This window comes from Bilophila sp. (assembly GCF_057864385.1).
Genome location: NZ_DBMAFI010000076.1, coordinates 1 through 14,156, shown reverse-complemented (window position 1 = coordinate 14,156; position 14,156 = coordinate 1). Strand labels below are relative to the sequence as shown.

General features: G+C 59.4%; 11 protein-coding genes and 1 riboswitch. Of the genes, 2 read left to right on the top strand and 9 right to left on the bottom strand.

The window, feature by feature from the left end; all coding sequences use genetic code 11:
• From ACZM8Y_RS15780 to ACZM8Y_RS15740, 9 genes are all read right to left on the bottom strand, one after another.
• Positions 1–1,405 (bottom strand): bifunctional cobalt-precorrin-7 (C(5))-methyltransferase/cobalt-precorrin-6B (C(15))-methyltransferase (locus ACZM8Y_RS15780; RefSeq protein WP_489501879.1); only part of this gene is annotated, 1,405 nt, incomplete at its 3' end.
• 141 nt (positions 1,406–1,546) lie between these two features.
• Positions 1,547–2,836: a cobalt-precorrin-5B (C(1))-methyltransferase CbiD gene (gene cbiD, locus ACZM8Y_RS15775; RefSeq protein ID WP_482332893.1), complete on the bottom strand. Its 1,290-nt coding sequence runs from the start codon at positions 2,834–2,836 to the stop codon at positions 1,547–1,549.
• Between the two features lie 322 nt (positions 2,837–3,158).
• On the bottom strand, positions 3,159–3,428 hold the full coding sequence (locus ACZM8Y_RS15770) for a hypothetical protein (protein WP_489501878.1): 270 nt from the start codon (positions 3,426–3,428) through the stop codon (positions 3,159–3,161).
• A gap of 811 nt (positions 3,429–4,239) precedes the next feature.
• Entirely contained in the window at positions 4,240–4,881 is a 642-nt protein-coding gene (locus ACZM8Y_RS15765) for a precorrin-8X methylmutase (RefSeq protein WP_482334904.1), read from the bottom strand.
• Positions 4,882–5,897: 1,016 nt separating this feature from the next.
• Positions 5,898–7,157, bottom strand: a complete 1,260-nt coding sequence (locus ACZM8Y_RS15760) for a hypothetical protein (RefSeq protein WP_482334334.1) — start codon at positions 7,155–7,157, stop codon at positions 5,898–5,900.
• Positions 7,154–7,855 (bottom strand): precorrin-2 C(20)-methyltransferase, encoded by a 702-nt coding sequence (cobI, locus tag ACZM8Y_RS15755; RefSeq protein ID WP_302554685.1) that lies wholly within the window; start codon positions 7,853–7,855, stop codon positions 7,154–7,156. The genes ACZM8Y_RS15760 and cobI overlap by 4 nt, the downstream gene beginning before the upstream one ends.
• Before the next feature lie 305 nt (positions 7,856–8,160).
• On the bottom strand, positions 8,161–9,033 hold the full coding sequence (locus tag ACZM8Y_RS15750; protein ID WP_482334336.1) for a sirohydrochlorin cobaltochelatase: 873 nt from the start codon (positions 9,031–9,033) through the stop codon (positions 8,161–8,163).
• A gap of 53 nt (positions 9,034–9,086) precedes the next feature.
• Positions 9,087–9,270, bottom strand: a riboswitch (cobalamin riboswitch).
• A 459-nt stretch (positions 9,271–9,729) separates the two neighbouring features.
• Complete coding sequence (locus ACZM8Y_RS15745; RefSeq protein ID WP_482334338.1) at positions 9,730–10,281, bottom strand: hypothetical protein; 552 nt, start codon at positions 10,279–10,281, stop codon at positions 9,730–9,732.
• Between the two features lie 132 nt (positions 10,282–10,413).
• On the bottom strand, positions 10,414–11,115 hold the full coding sequence (locus ACZM8Y_RS15740; protein ID WP_482334340.1) for a DsbA family protein: 702 nt from the start codon (positions 11,113–11,115) through the stop codon (positions 10,414–10,416).
• Positions 11,116–11,495: 380 nt separating this feature from the next.
• Here ACZM8Y_RS15740 and bioB point away from each other — a divergent pair, with 380 nt between their 5' ends.
• Together bioB and bioD are read left to right on the top strand one after the other, a co-directional pair.
• Positions 11,496–12,482 carry a biotin synthase BioB gene (gene bioB / locus ACZM8Y_RS15735; protein WP_482334342.1) on the top strand — a complete coding sequence of 329 codons (987 nt, stop codon included), beginning with the start codon at positions 11,496–11,498 and terminating at the stop codon, positions 12,480–12,482.
• Positions 12,479–14,156, top strand: a 1,678-nt coding sequence (bioD, locus tag ACZM8Y_RS15730) for a dethiobiotin synthase (protein ID WP_489501877.1), incomplete at its 3' end; no start/stop codon positions are given. The genes bioB and bioD, both read left to right, overlap by 4 nt.

The following is a 14,156-nucleotide window of genomic DNA, read 5'->3' as shown; positions in this document are numbered from 1 at the left end:
GAGAGGCGGGCATGGGATGTTCCCTGTTCCCAGCCTCCCGCACGGAAGTTTCATTATGCAGGGCGTCGTGGGTGTTGGGCCGGGGAAGGCCGGGCGTGCCGCTTGGCAGGCTGCCGATGGACGAGGCGGGGGAAATGGCGGCCGTCCATTCTTTCCTGCCCACAATACCGCACGCGGAGGAGGGGTCGGATTTCGCTCTATGGTTGTACGCCTTGGGCGTTTCGCCGCACGGGTAGGCGGGCATGGGGTGTTCTCTGTTCCCAGCCTCCCGCACGGAAGTTTCATTATACGGGGCGTCGGGGGTGCTGGGCCGGGGAAGGCCGGGCGTGCTACTTGGCAGGCTGCCGATGGACGAAGCGCGGATAAGCCCAAGGGCGTCACCGATGTGGAGCGTATAATTGGGGATGCCCATACGGGCGCGGTTACGCTCGATGATTGCGCCGCGTTCGGGTTTGCGTTCGATGCCGACGACGTTGAGGTTGGGCCGCAGCCCGGCGGCTTCCAACCCCACGGAACCGCTTCCGGCCCCGATGTCCCACAGCGTGCCCCATGCCGGAAGCCGCAGCCGTGACAGGATCACCGCCCGCACGTCGGAGGCGGTAATCAGGTTGTTTTCGCGTTCATAGTCTTCTTCAGGAAGCCCAAGGGTGAGTATCGGCGCCGGGATACTGCGGGCTGCGGGGGCGTCTTCGCGGGGGCCGGGGTGCTCATCAAGGGCAAAGCGGGCGACGCTATGGGGGGCGTAGCCCCAATGGTTCGGAAGCAGAAGCAGGATGGACGTAGGGCCGCATTCAGTGCGGGCCAGATCCGCCAGTGGGCCTGAAACGAGGTGTTCCTTGGGCGAACCGAGGCGTTCGGCAATGACGGCGGCGCGTTCGGCGGACGCGGGATGGAGTTTGAGCACTGCCTGCGCGATGGCATGGGCGGGGTAGCGGCTTCCGGCATAGGCGACGGAAAGCGGGGCTTCGGCAATGGCGCGGGCGGGCAAGGCTTCGCCGGAATGTGCGCTGAACAGGCGGGCGTCCTGCCACGGCAAGCCGAGCCGATGAAACAGCGCCTGAAAAGCGGTAATGCCGGGATGATGCACGATGGCGTCATCGGGGCGGGCCATGCCGGAAAGCGTGCCCCCGAACCCGTGGTACAGCGCATCGCCTGAAGCCAATACCACGACGTGCCGCCCGGCCCGGCACAAGGCGAGGGCATCCGCCGCATCCTCACGGGCTTTCGCGCCGATGATTCGGGTCAAACGGGCCTCCACAGGACAGGCTCCCAGAAGCGCCCGTGAGCCAAATACCACGTCAGCCCCTCCGATCAGCCCCAGCGTTTCGGCGTCCTTGGGAAAGCCGACGCCGCACGATACGACATCAATGCGTCCCGCTTCCGTATCCATTCCGTTGCCGCCCATAGCCTTCAATCCTTTAGGGTGTTGACCATCAATTTATTCTTGTTTTTCATTTTACAGAAAGAATGAACCGTTTAGGGATAAACCATTCCGTTGCCGACGCCTCAGCCCCGGCGTTTCGGCGTCCTTGGGAAAGGCAATGCCTCAGTCCTTTTTGCCGTCCAGAAAATAGGTTAGGCCAATCATTCCGCTGTGTTCAGGAGGTTCCGCCTGCCTCCCGTCTTTTGTTCCGGGCGCTTCGGAGGAAGAAGAGGCATGGGGAGGCTCGCCTTGTCCCGATAAAGGCGTTCCGTTGCCCTCCGGCTCTTTCCGCCCGCCCCGTTTTTCTTCAAATAAAAAGTGCCCTTCAAAATCAAAGACAAGCAGCCGCAGCGCGACGCCTTCCCCGCAGCGGCGGGCGAACTGTCCGAGGGCGGTGCGGGCGAGGCGCCGGAGGATGCCGGGCCGATCCGCTTCGGGGATGGACAGAAGCGCTTCCCGCACGGAAACGCTGTGCGCCAGCGCATCGTGCAGGGCCTTTTCCCCCGGCAGGTGCTTCCGTACCTCGGCACGCAGCAATTCCATGTCCTGACTGACCTTGTGGGCATGGGTGTTCTCAAAACCCGCCGCATATTTGCACAACTTCCCCGCCATGCAGGCCACGGCGATTTCGCGCATCCCGTATTCACAGGCCGCGGCGAGGCTCTCCGCGATAAAGTCCCCGATACAGGCAAACGCCGTCTCAGGCAGGTGGGGAAGCCGCCGTTCCGCGCCGGACTTCGTGCGCCCGCCGGTGCAGAACACCATTGTCGTCCCGTGGGCCGTATGGTGTGATTTTACGCAAATCCGTACGGTTTCGATATAGGCTTCGTGGCTGTAGGGACGCACGAGCCCGGTCGTTCCGAGGATCGAGATCCCGCCGACAACGCCGAGGAGCGGGTTGAGGGTATGTTTCGCCAGCTCTTCCCCATTCTCCACGCCGATTTCCAGCAGCCAGCACCCGGCGTCGAGCCCGGCGCGGCGCAGGTTTTCCGCAATCATCCGGCGCGGGCCGGTGTTGATGGCCCATTTGCCTTGTTCGCAGTCCAGGCCGGGGCGGGTACACAGCCCTACGCCCGCCGCACCGCGCAGGATGACCGTACCGCCGCCTACGTTCAGCGTATAGTCTTCTTCCCGTGCGTCCGAAGCCGAGCACTCCCGCATATTTCCGAACAGGATCGCGCCGTGCGTGCAGTCCGGGTCGTCGCCGCCGTCCTTGCGGATGGCCGCCATGTGTCCCTCATCCGGCTCAAGCAGCGGGAGTATGCGTTCCCCGCCATCGAGGAACAGCATTCGGAGAGCGGGCAGGGGCGTTTCCGGCTGCGTCAGCCGCAGCCACGCCGCCGTCGCCACCGCCGCCGCGCACGCGCCCGTGGAGTAGCCCCAGCGCAAAGTTTTCTGTTCGGTCTGTTTCATGGCGCGTTGGATCGGGTTGGGGTGTGCGAACTGGGGGAGGGGAGGGAAAACCTTTCTGGAGAAAGGTTTTCCCTCCCCTCCCCCAGACCCCCTCCTCTCCTTTTCCAAAGACTTTCGTGTTTATCGAATCCCTGTTCTACGGTTTTACGGGATGCGGCCAAGCGTCCGCTGTATCGTCTTTCTGAAAAGAAACGTTTGAAATTTTTAGCCCTGTCATAGGATGTGGCTGTTTCATTTCCGCAGTATAGTGAAAATGCCATCGTTTTATTCTGTTTTTTGTTTGGGATGCCAGAGGCATTTTATTGGTTGTCCCTTTGGAACTTCAAGAAAGAAACATCAACCATTTCCTGTGGCACAGCCGGATTTTTTCATTCAATTCATTTTTATTTATTATCTTATCTTGTTGGTGGCTGCTTCCTGCCGGAACGAACTCCTTTTGCGCAGCCTCCCCACCAGACGAAAGTCTTGGGAGGGGAAAGGAACCCTTTCTGGAGAAAGATTTCTCCTTTTCTTTCACAGCCCTACCTCCCCTTTTCCAAAGACTTTCGCGTTTATCGAATCCCTGTTCTACGGTTTTACTGGATGTTGCCAAGTGTCCGCTGTATCGTCTTTCTGAAAAGACGTGTTTGAAATTTTTAGTCCTGTCATAGGATGCGGTTGTTTCACTTCCGCAGTATGGTGAAAATGCCGTCGTTTTATTCTGTTTTTTGTTTGGTATGCTAGAGGCATTTTATTGGTTGTCCCTTTGGAACTTCAAGAAAGAAACATCAGCCATTTCCTGTGGCACACCGGATTTTTTATTCAACTCGTTTCATTTATTATCTTATCTTGTTGGTGGTTGCTTCCTGCCGGAACGAACTCCTTTCGCGCAGCCTCCCCACCAGACGAAAGCCTTGGGAGGGGAAAGGAACCCTTTCTGGAGAAAGACTTTTCCTTTCCTTCCACAGCCCCACCTCTCCTTTTCCAAAGACTTTCGCGTTTATCGAATCCCTGTACTATGGTTTTACGGGATGCGGCCAAGCGTCCGCTGTATCGTCCTTCTGAAAAGACACGTTTGAAATTTTTAACCCTGTCATAGGATGCGGTTGTTTCACTTCAATATGGTGAAAATGCCGTCGTTTTATCCTGTTTTTTCGTTTGGGATGCCAGAGGCATTTTATTGGTTGTCCCTTTGGAACTTCAAGAAAGAAACATCAGCCATTTCCTGTGGCACACCGGATTTTTTATTCAATTCATTTCATTTATTATCTTACCTTATTGGTGGCTGCTTTCTGCCGGAACGAACTCCTTTCGCGCAGCCTCCCCACCAGACGAAAGTCTTGGGAGGGGAAAGGGAGGGGTTTGGGGAGGGGAAGGGGAACCTTTCTCCAGAAAGGTTCCCCTTCCCCTCCCCAAGTTTCCCCCTACGCGCTCTCCATAACGGCGTGAAGCGTGGTGACGGCAAGGGCGCTGCCGCCGCGCCGCCCTTCAAGGACGATCTGGGGAACGTCACATTGGGCGAGAAGTTCCTTTGACTCCACCACATTGACGAATCCGACGGGCATCCCGACGACAAGGGCGGGCCGCACGCCTTCCTCAAGCGCATACCGGGCAATGCGGGCCAGCGCCAGCGGCGCGTTGCCGATGAGCACGATGGCCCCGTCAAGCATGGGCCGTGCCTTCTCCGCGCTGCACAGGGCGCGGGTGTGGCCTTCGAGCTTGGCGCGCTCGATGACGTCCTGATCGCTGATGTGACAGTGCAGGCTTTCAGGGCCGTAACCGGGGTTCAGCCTCCTCAACCGTTCGATGGAAAGCCCCGCGCGGATCATCTTGGAATCGCAGAATATCGGCGCACCGGCCCGCAGCGCCCGCAGCCCTGAGCCGATGGCGTCATACCGGAAAACCAGCGTGTCCGCGATGGACATATCCGCCGTGGTGTGGATCAGGCGGCGCGCCACACGCCATTCTGGTGCGGGCATGCGCTTGTGGAGATCACATTCCGACTCGATGACGCGGAAGCTCTCCCGCTCGATTTCCATGCCGCTCAAATTCCAACGTATATTCATGCCGCCTCCGGCAACAACAGTTTTGTTTGGCTGTGTCATAGAAAATGGTTGATGCTTTTTTCCTTTAAACTCCAAAGGGATAACCGGAAAAATGCCTTAGCCGTGGAGCCCGCCAAGGGGAAAAGCTGGAGAAAAAGCTCTATTTTTCATCGCGCTGTGAAGTTGAAACAACCACATACTATAACAGAACCTTTTGTTTTTTCGTATGCCGCTGGCTTCAATAAGCCCCGTTCATTGCCGCGCAGCCGCTGTTTTTTTCGTGGCCGTGTCATTGGGTCGCGTCGTCAATTAGATATAATATATTGAAATTGTTTAACTATTTTTAAGCCACGAAAATATTGTTTTAATAATTTCAAATAGTTACATATAAATAACGACACGACCTAGGAGTAGGTTGATGCTTTTTTCTTGGCTCTGTCATAGCATCTGGTTATTTTTTATATATAATATATTGAAATTACCTGTTTTTTTATCCCATTTCGCTGATGGCTCCATGATTGGGGGGATTTTATTGGTTACTCCTTTGGAATTTCAAGAAATAACGTATCAACCGTTTTCTATGGCACAGCCTTTCTCGAAATTTCAAAGGAAGCACCATTAGGATACCTCTGAAGCCGCCAAGGGGAAAACTGGAGAAAAAGACCGTCTTTTCACCTCACTGTGGAGATGAAACAACCAATATATGACAGGCCTCGCATTTCCCTTCTTCAACGCCTTTTGTTGGAACAGGTTTCTTTTGCCGTTCCTTTCTTTAAAAGCCCGCGCTGGAATGAATTCTTTTCACAGCCTTTTTAAGGCTTTGCTCAGAACAGATTTTTTCCCCAGCTCCCTTTTTCAACGTCTTTCACTGGAACGATTTTTTCCATAAACACTTTCTTCAATGCCTTACGCCGGAACGGACTCCCTCCGCGCGGCCTCCCCACCAGTCGAAAGTCTTGGGAGGGGAAGGGGGAGGTTTGGAGGGGGAAGGGGAACCTTTCTCCAGAAAGGTTCCCCTTCCCCCTCCAACTTCAATTTCAATACAACACATAGTGCATGAACGCGATGACCCCGGCGATGGCGACGAGGGTGACGGCGAGGCGCGAGAGCTGCATGCCTAGCACTATGGCAAACGCGACGGGCACGGGGAAAATCCCAAGCGCCGAGGGGAGGTTCCTCCGCAGAGTGCGGAAGGGGTTGCCCACCGCGCTCCCGACGAGCATGGCCAGCAGGATCTGCGCGTTGTCGATGAGCCCTTCGGCCCTGAGATTCGCGGCGACCGCGGAAGACTGCACCAGCCCGCCCATCTGCGCGGCGACCACGGATACCAGTTCCGCAGGGAAAAAACGGTTCACCTGATCAGGGACATACTGCTCCCAGAAACTGAACGCCCCGTTCTTCAACAGCCATTCGATGCAGAGCATCAGCGGAACCGTGATGCACACCATGCGGAACAGCAGCGTCAGCGAGCGGACGGCGGCTTTTTCCACGGCGGAAGGCCACGCAAGCGGGGCTTCATCCGCAGGGGCGAAGCCGGAAACGGGCCTATCCCCATGCCCGGAGACATACCAGCGGTTCCAGAGCAGGACGCCGAGAATGACGATGAACCCGCCGGAGAACTGCGCCGCGAAGTAGAGCGCCCCCGGAAGCCCGATGGCTCCGAGCACCGGATACATGACCCGGATGGAGTGCGAGACGTAGGCCAGATAGCTGTTCGCCATGCCGCCCGCAATGAGCGCCGAGGTGCGGATATGCCCTTCGGCATGGCTGCTGACCAGTATGCTGTTGGCCGCCGCGTTGGAGCAGAGCGCGGTCGGCATCGCAAGGCCCACGATTTCGGGAAGCCGGGCCATCCGCGCCAGTTTGCCCATAACCCGCGCCAGCGCCATATGCCAGCGCCGCGCCTCCATCAGCCCTCCGAGGAAGGCCGCGATGCCCACGATGGCGAACAGCCGCCCGAAGGTTTTCATCTTGGCGAAGATTTTTCCCGCCGGGGTGGGGGGCGTGTGCCGCTTCATGCGGGGGGCCGGGGCGTCCGCGCCGTCCGCCGGAGGGACGGAGGGGACCGCAAGGCTTGCTTCGCCCGCGTCCGCTTCCATCGTTTCGCTGGCGGGAGCGGGCCGGTGCGTCCGGCTTGTGGGGGCGTCGATGCCTGCGGGCTCCGCTTTGTGGCGCGCCATGCGGGATTCCGGCATGTGCAGCGTGAGCCAGCAGGCCCCGATGACGGCCAGAACGAACCACAGGACGCGGCTCGGACGCCTCCACGGAGGGGGAAGGGGACGGCGTCCGCGTTTCATTGCTTTTTGACCATGATGAGCGACAGATATTCTTCCGGGCGGTCGGCAATGGCGTCCAGATCGGTCAGGAGGGCCTGCCCTTCCATTGCCAGATGTTCGCCGTACAGGATTTCCACGTTTTCCTCGCGCCGGAGGCGTTCCACCAGCGCCTTGCGGCTGCGGTAGGTCTTGAGGAGAATCGTGGTGGAGCCTTTGGGGAAATCCAGCGTTTCAGCCATTTCCGGCTTAAAGGAGGGGATGACCCTGAGCTGTTCGCCGTTTTCCACAAGCACCGTTCCGGCTTTCGCCGTCAGGGTGGCGAAGGAGGTGATGCCGGGGACGATCTCCCATTCCACGCCGGGGATGGCTTCACGTATGATTTCCAGAACATAGCCGAAAGTGCTGTAGGTCATGGCGTCGCCGAGCGTGGCGAAGGCACAGTCCCGGCCCGCTTTCAGTTCCGCAATGATGGCGTCGGCGTTGGCCTGCACCTGCGCGGCGCGTACGGCCTTGTCACGCGACATGCTGAATGTCTGGAGATGGATTTCTCCGCGCGGTTCGAGGGATTCGACCACGGACCGGGAAACGCTGCTCGATGCGTTTTGGGAGATGACGGTAAAGATTACGTCCACCGAGCGCAGGACGTCCGCCGCCCGGAGGGTCAGGTACCGAGGGTCGCCGGGGCCGATGCCCACGCCGTACAGTTTTCCCGGTTTCATGTGAAATCCTTATAGCGGGTTGGTGTTTTCAGGGGAAGGAAAGGCTTCCCCCTCCTTCTTCAAAGGTTTTCGTCATGGAGGAGGGGGATGCTGTTTTGTTTTTTGCAAAATGGTGATTTTTTGTCGTTGCCTTTGAAGGATCAGGGGCAGAGGGCGATGCCGTACCACAGGCCGTTTTTCGGGGTCACAGGAAAAACCGCGAAAAGGGACTCGATAAGGCCGAGAGTCTTGGGAGGGGAAAGGGGAAACCCTTCTCCAGAAGGGTTCCCCTTCCCCCTCCGATTCTTTCGCTATTCCGTCCTCGCTTAATCCGCCTTCTTCGTGTTGGCGAGATCGACAACGGCATTCTGGGTGTGGCTGAGGAAGATGTCCTGAATGCCCTTGAGCTGTCCAAGGCCCTTGAGGTTGGGCATGGGGGTCATGCCTGCGGCCTTGATGCGGGAGGCCCAAGAATCTTCTTCCGGCCCGGCGAGGTCATTGTTGGCGTGGTCGCCCGCAACGATCATGAAGGGCTGGAGCCAGACGCGCTTGGCGCCGGAAGCCTTGAGTTCGGGCAGGACGTTGTCGAAGCTGTTGGCGCCTTCGACCGTGGCGAGCCAAACATGGGGATCGGCCTTGTGGAAGGCGGCGGCAGCGGCGGCGAGGGTCAAGTCGCCGGGGCCGCGGTCGTTGCCGTGGCCCATGAGCACCACGGCGTCGCCGGGCTTGCGATCCTTGGGCAGGGAAGCGAGCACCACCTTGATGACGTCGTCGAGATCCTTTTCAGAGACGAGGAGGGGATAGCCTACCTTGACGGTCTTGAACACGCCGGGATTCTTGGTGATGTTTTTGACGACCATGCGTTCGAGCTGGTTGTATTCTTCGGCGGGGGCGATGTGCAGGGACTGGATCTTGAGATCGGTCACGCCCTGCGCGGCGAGCTTGTTCATCGCGGCGTTGACGGAAAGGACGGGTTTGCCTTCCTTCGCCAGCTTATTGCGGATGATGTCAGAGGTGAAGGCCAGAAGCACGGGTTCTTTCCCGGCGGCTTTTTGGTAGGCCTTTTCAATGTCGTCGATTGCGGGCCTTGCGCTGTCCATCGAAGTTCCGAAGGCGACGAGCAGGGTGCCCGTCTTGGCAAAGGCGGTTCCGGCGGCCAGCAGGCAGCACAACAGAACCATGACGAAACATTTTTTCATGGCAACTCCTTGATCCAATCATCGTGGATCGGACGGAACGCGCGGCGGCGTCCGTACCATATGGCTTTCAGGCTGGTTTCCCGGCTTGAGGATCTCCTTTGCCCGCGCCTTCCCATGAACGGCGTCCACAGTGGCTGTTGCGGGTTCATCCCCTCTCACGGTTGCGGTGTCAGCGTCGTTTTTACGAACTTCCCAATTATCCCGAAAGATTCGGGCACCTGAAACAGTTGCGGTGGTTACGGCGGGGCACTGGGCCCGGCGGTTTTGGGTCTTCGGCAGGGCCGGCGGCTTCCGCCACGCTTTTCCGGGAGAGCAGGGCGCGCCTGCGCCGCTGTCCCGGCCTGCTTTGTGAAGCCCCCTTCTAACCTACCTGCCCGGTGGCTTCAAGGGGGCTGGGAGGCGTGAGGAATATCAGGATGTTATTTTGTCCTGTCCGTACCTGAGGCTTTCCGCGCCCCTCAAACGGGCATCACGAACTTTAGGGGGCATTGATGGCAATGCAGCATCGGGGAGGCTGCAGAAGGCTTCCCCTCCCCAAAAAACGCACGTCTGGCGTCCGCTCATCCCGGCCGGCACTTCCCCGGAATCACGAGCCACCCCCGCACATCCGGCACCCACGCTTTCCTTTTCCAAGGCTTTCGGATCCGGCGAATCCTTTTTGCCGGTTTTGGGATAGCCAGAAAATGGAAGGCTGTGTTATAGAAAATGGTTGATGCTTTTTTCCTTGAAATTCCAAATGGATAACCTGAAAAATGCCTTGGCCGTGGCTCCCGCCAAGGGGAAAACCGGATAAAAAGGCTGTATTTTCACCGCACTGTGAAGATAAAACAACCACAAACTATAACAAAGCCAAATGGAAACCCGCCCAGACAAACGTTTCGGGCGGGTTCTTGGGCTTGGATTGGGACAGCGGGAAAAGGTTTCCCTGCCAGATAAGGAGAGGGGATGCCCCGCGTGGCTGAAAGGGGCTCCTGACGCACGGCCTCCCCCGCAGGCGGAGCCTTGCGGGGCCGGGGGATAAGGTGCCGCCATCAGGATATGGTTAATCTTCACAGCATGGTGAAGCTGCAACCCTTTTCTCCAGCCTTTCCGCCGGGGGATTTCATGGCTGGATCCTTTCAGCGGCTGTCCCTCTGGAACTCCAAGGAATAAACCATCAGCCATTTTCTGTGGCGCGGCCTTTTTATAAGGCTGTGTCATAGAAAACGGCTGATGCTTTATCTCTTGAAATTCCAAAGGGATAACCAATAAAATCCCCTAGTCATGGAGCCCGCCAGCGGGAAATTGGAGAAAAAGCATATATTTTTCAGCATATTGCCGAGACAAAACAACCATGTGCTATGACAGAGCCTTTTATAACTTCCTATCGGCCTTTCCCTTTTACGCTGAAATATCGCAATGCCCGTCGAGGCCGCATGCGTTGGCGGGGCGCGTCTCCGGGGCGTCCGCCCCTCCGTCGAGTACGGAGGCAAGTTTGGCGGCTACAACGGCATAGTCGGCGTAACCGCGCGCCAGCACATGGCGCTCGCCGTCTTCCGTTTCAAGGAAGAGCGTGGGATACACCACAAAGTCGCCCAGTATATCGAGCGCCTCCTCCCGTTCGGCTTCTGCGGCGTCCTGCACTCCGGGGTCTTGCAGCGCCTGCATGAAGGCGTCGCCGTCCACGCCCGCTCTTTGCATCTGGATTTCGGGGGAGAGCACGTCGAGGCCTTCGCCGTAAAAGGCCGCCTGAAATGCCTCCATCTGTTCAAGCTCGCGTCCCGGCGCCAGTTTTTTCAATGCCGCCAGCGGCACGGCCATATCCGGGGAAAACATGCGGAGATCATCAAGCCCCGGTTCAAGACGGCGCAGGAAATCCTCTCCGACGGCCTGCCCCGTGGTTTTGGCGAGCCGGACGAAAAATTCCCGCATGGTCGGGTGGTTTTTCATCATCTCGCCGGTGGTGGTCGGGTTTTCCACCAGATCGCCGCTCAGGACACGCACGGGACAGCCCGGATGTTCGGAGGCAATCCGCCGCATAACCGGGGCAAAACCATAACACCAGGGACAAAATACGTCCGATATATAAAGGAAATGTGACATGGGGGCACAGTACCCCGAAAGCCGCCGCCTGTGAAGGGGGACGTTTCCCCAATCGTTTTGCCGGAACCCGGCCTGTTTCCGGGAGGCGCACCGGAGTTGCGCAGAGCCGGGAAATGCCGTATCCGTTCAACGGTTAGGCACCGTTATCCGCCGTTCGGCATTCGTGGGGGCATTTCAGGCCGCCTTTTACGGCAAGGGCCTCGGCGTGCTCTCCCCCGAAATCCAGATCTGGAGAGGGCCCGGTTTTCAGGAAAACCCTTTCGGCATCCGATTCGGCATCCGAGCGGGCCGAGCCTGCCAATTTCGCCCCGGTTCCCTTCCGGGTTTCCTTATCCGCTTACAGCGAAGGCCGTATCACTTTTTGTAAGGACGTTTTTTCCATGTATGCTTTGCTTGCCCGCGTCGCCGAACGCATCACGTCCGGCGCCGATCCGCTTCTGTCGCCTTCCGAGGCGTTGGAGCTTGCCCGCCTTCCCGAATCCGCGACGCTGGACATCCTGTCCGTGGCGGGGCTGGCCCGCGCCGCCCGCAAGCCCGCCGCCGCGTTCACCTGCGGGATCATCAACGCCAAGTCCGGGCGTTGCCCCGAAAACTGCGCCTTCTGCGCCCAGTCCGCGCATCATCAAACGGATTCGCCCGTGTATCCCCTTTATGACACGGATACGCTGCTGCGCCGCGCCGAGGAACTCGCCGCCAACAATGTCGACCGCTTCGGCATAGTGACCAGCGGCACGGCTCCGAGCGATCGCGATTTCGATGCGTTGTGCGAATCGGCGCTGCGCATCGGCAGGGAAGTGAAGATCGGCCTGTGCGCCTCGCTCGGCCTGCTGACGCCTGAGCGGGCCGCCCGGCTGCGCGAGGCGGGTTTTACGTCCTATCATCATAACCTCGAAACTTCCGCGAGCCATTTCCCTTCGATCTGTACCACCCACGATTACGGGCAGGATCTGGAAACCGTGCGCGTGGCCCGTGCCGCCGGGTTCCGGGTGTGCAGCTGCGGCATCTTCGGCCTTGGCGAGACGTGGGAACAGCGCATCGAGCTTTCCCAGACCTTGGCCGATCTCGGCGTGGACTCCCTGCCGCTCAATTTTCTGAATCCCATCCCCGGCACGCCGCTGGGGGATTCCCCCCTCCTGCCGCCTTCCGAGGCGCTGCGGGTAGTGGCGCTCATGCGGCTTCTGCACCCGGAACGGGACGTGCTCATCTGCGGCGGGCGTTCCAAGACGTTCGGCCAGTGGCAGTCGTGGGTTTTCGCCGCCGGAGCCAACGGCGTGATGACCGGCAATTACCTGACCACCAAGGGCTGTGCCTTCTGTGACGATGCCGAGATGTATGAGGTATTGGGGCTTCGGGAGGTGCGGTCATGAGGGGGCTTTTCATCACCGGGACGGATACCGACGCGGGGAAGACCACCGTTACCGCCGCGCTTCTGCGCGCCCTGATGCTCGCCGGGGTGCCCGCCGCCGCCGTAAAGCCCGTGCAGACGGGGTGCGTCATGCGGGGGGGAGAAGAGAAGCGGGGGGAGGAGGGAACCTTTCTGGAGAAAGGTTGCCCTCCTCCCCCCGTACCCCCCACCTCCCTCCCAAGACTTTCGGCTGGTGGGGAGGCCGCACCCCATGAGGGGGCTTTTCCGGCGGGTGGGGAGTCCATGCCGCATGGCGCGGGTGAGTGCGCTTTGATCGGGGCTTTCCCGGCGGGCGGGGGGGCCTTGCAGGTGCGGCAGGGAGACTGTGCCTGTGGTTGCGGCGTAAAAGGTGATTCCGTGCGGGCGGGGCAGGAAGGCTGTGCCTGCGGCTGCGAAGGTGATTCCATTCCTGAGCGTGGGAAGGGCGGGGGGAACGCAGGCATAGGAGGCGTGGGCGCTTTGTTGGAAGGGCCTTCTTCTTCTTCTTCTTCTTCTTCTTCTTCTTCTTCTTCTTCGCGTTCTTCCGCCCTCGTCGCTCCCGATGTGGCCTGTTACGAGGCGGCGGGAGGCGGCGGGATTGTGCTGGAAACCTACGAACCCGCGTGCTCGCCGCATTTGGCGGCACGGCTTGCGGGGCGTCCGCTCACGGTTTCCGGGCTGCGGGGCAAGCTGGAGCGGAAGGCGCCGGACGGGGCGTTTTTGCTGATTGAAGGCGCGGGCGGGATTTACGTGCCGCTGAATGACCGCGAAACCATGCTCGACTTCATGCGGGAGATCGATTTTCCGATCCTGCTCGTTGTGGGGAACAAGCTCGGCTGCATCAACCATGCCCTGCTTTCGCTCGACGTGCTGCAATCGCATGGCCTGCGCGTGTGCGGGATGATCCTCAACCGCCCGCTCCCGGAAACGGTATGCGATCCGGGTTCCGGCCCCGATCCTGATGTCGGAAATGAACGCAGGCTGCTGCGCGACAATGCCGAAACCCTCGCCCGCATGGGCCGGGAACGCGGCGTCCCCGTGCTCGCGGAAATCCCCTACCAACCCGGATTTGCAAACAATGCCGAAGACGTATGGCCTAGGCTCGCCGCTCTTGTCGGGCCCGCAGTGGAAGCCCTGCGCCCGTTGTTCGCGGATTGCCTTTCCAATGGGAAACGCCGCGGCAATGACGCATCATACGGAACCTCCCCGTCTTCCTCCCTTGAGCACGGACAAACCACCCCTTCCCCCTCTTCTTCCCGCGCATACGTGCAGCCCACCCTTTCCCCGGCTTTTTCCCATGCGTGCGGGCAAACCGGGGCGGCACCCACTACGGCGGACAGCGCCGAGCCTTCTTCTTATGGATGCGGGCAAACCCCTCCTGCATCTTCCTGCCCCAACCGGGAAAGCTCTTGCGTGGCCTCCCCACCAGTCGAAAGTCTTGGGAAGGGAGAGGGAGGCGTGGGGGGAGAGGGACAACCCTTCTTCAGAAGGGCTTCCCTCTCCCCCCGCATCCCTTCTCCCTCTTCTTCCCGCGCATACGTGCAGCCCACCTTTTCCCCGTCTTTTTCCCATGAGTGCGGGCAAACCGGGGCGGCACCCACTACGGCGGACAGCGCCGAGCCTTCTTCTTATGGATGCGGGCAAACCCCTCCTGCAT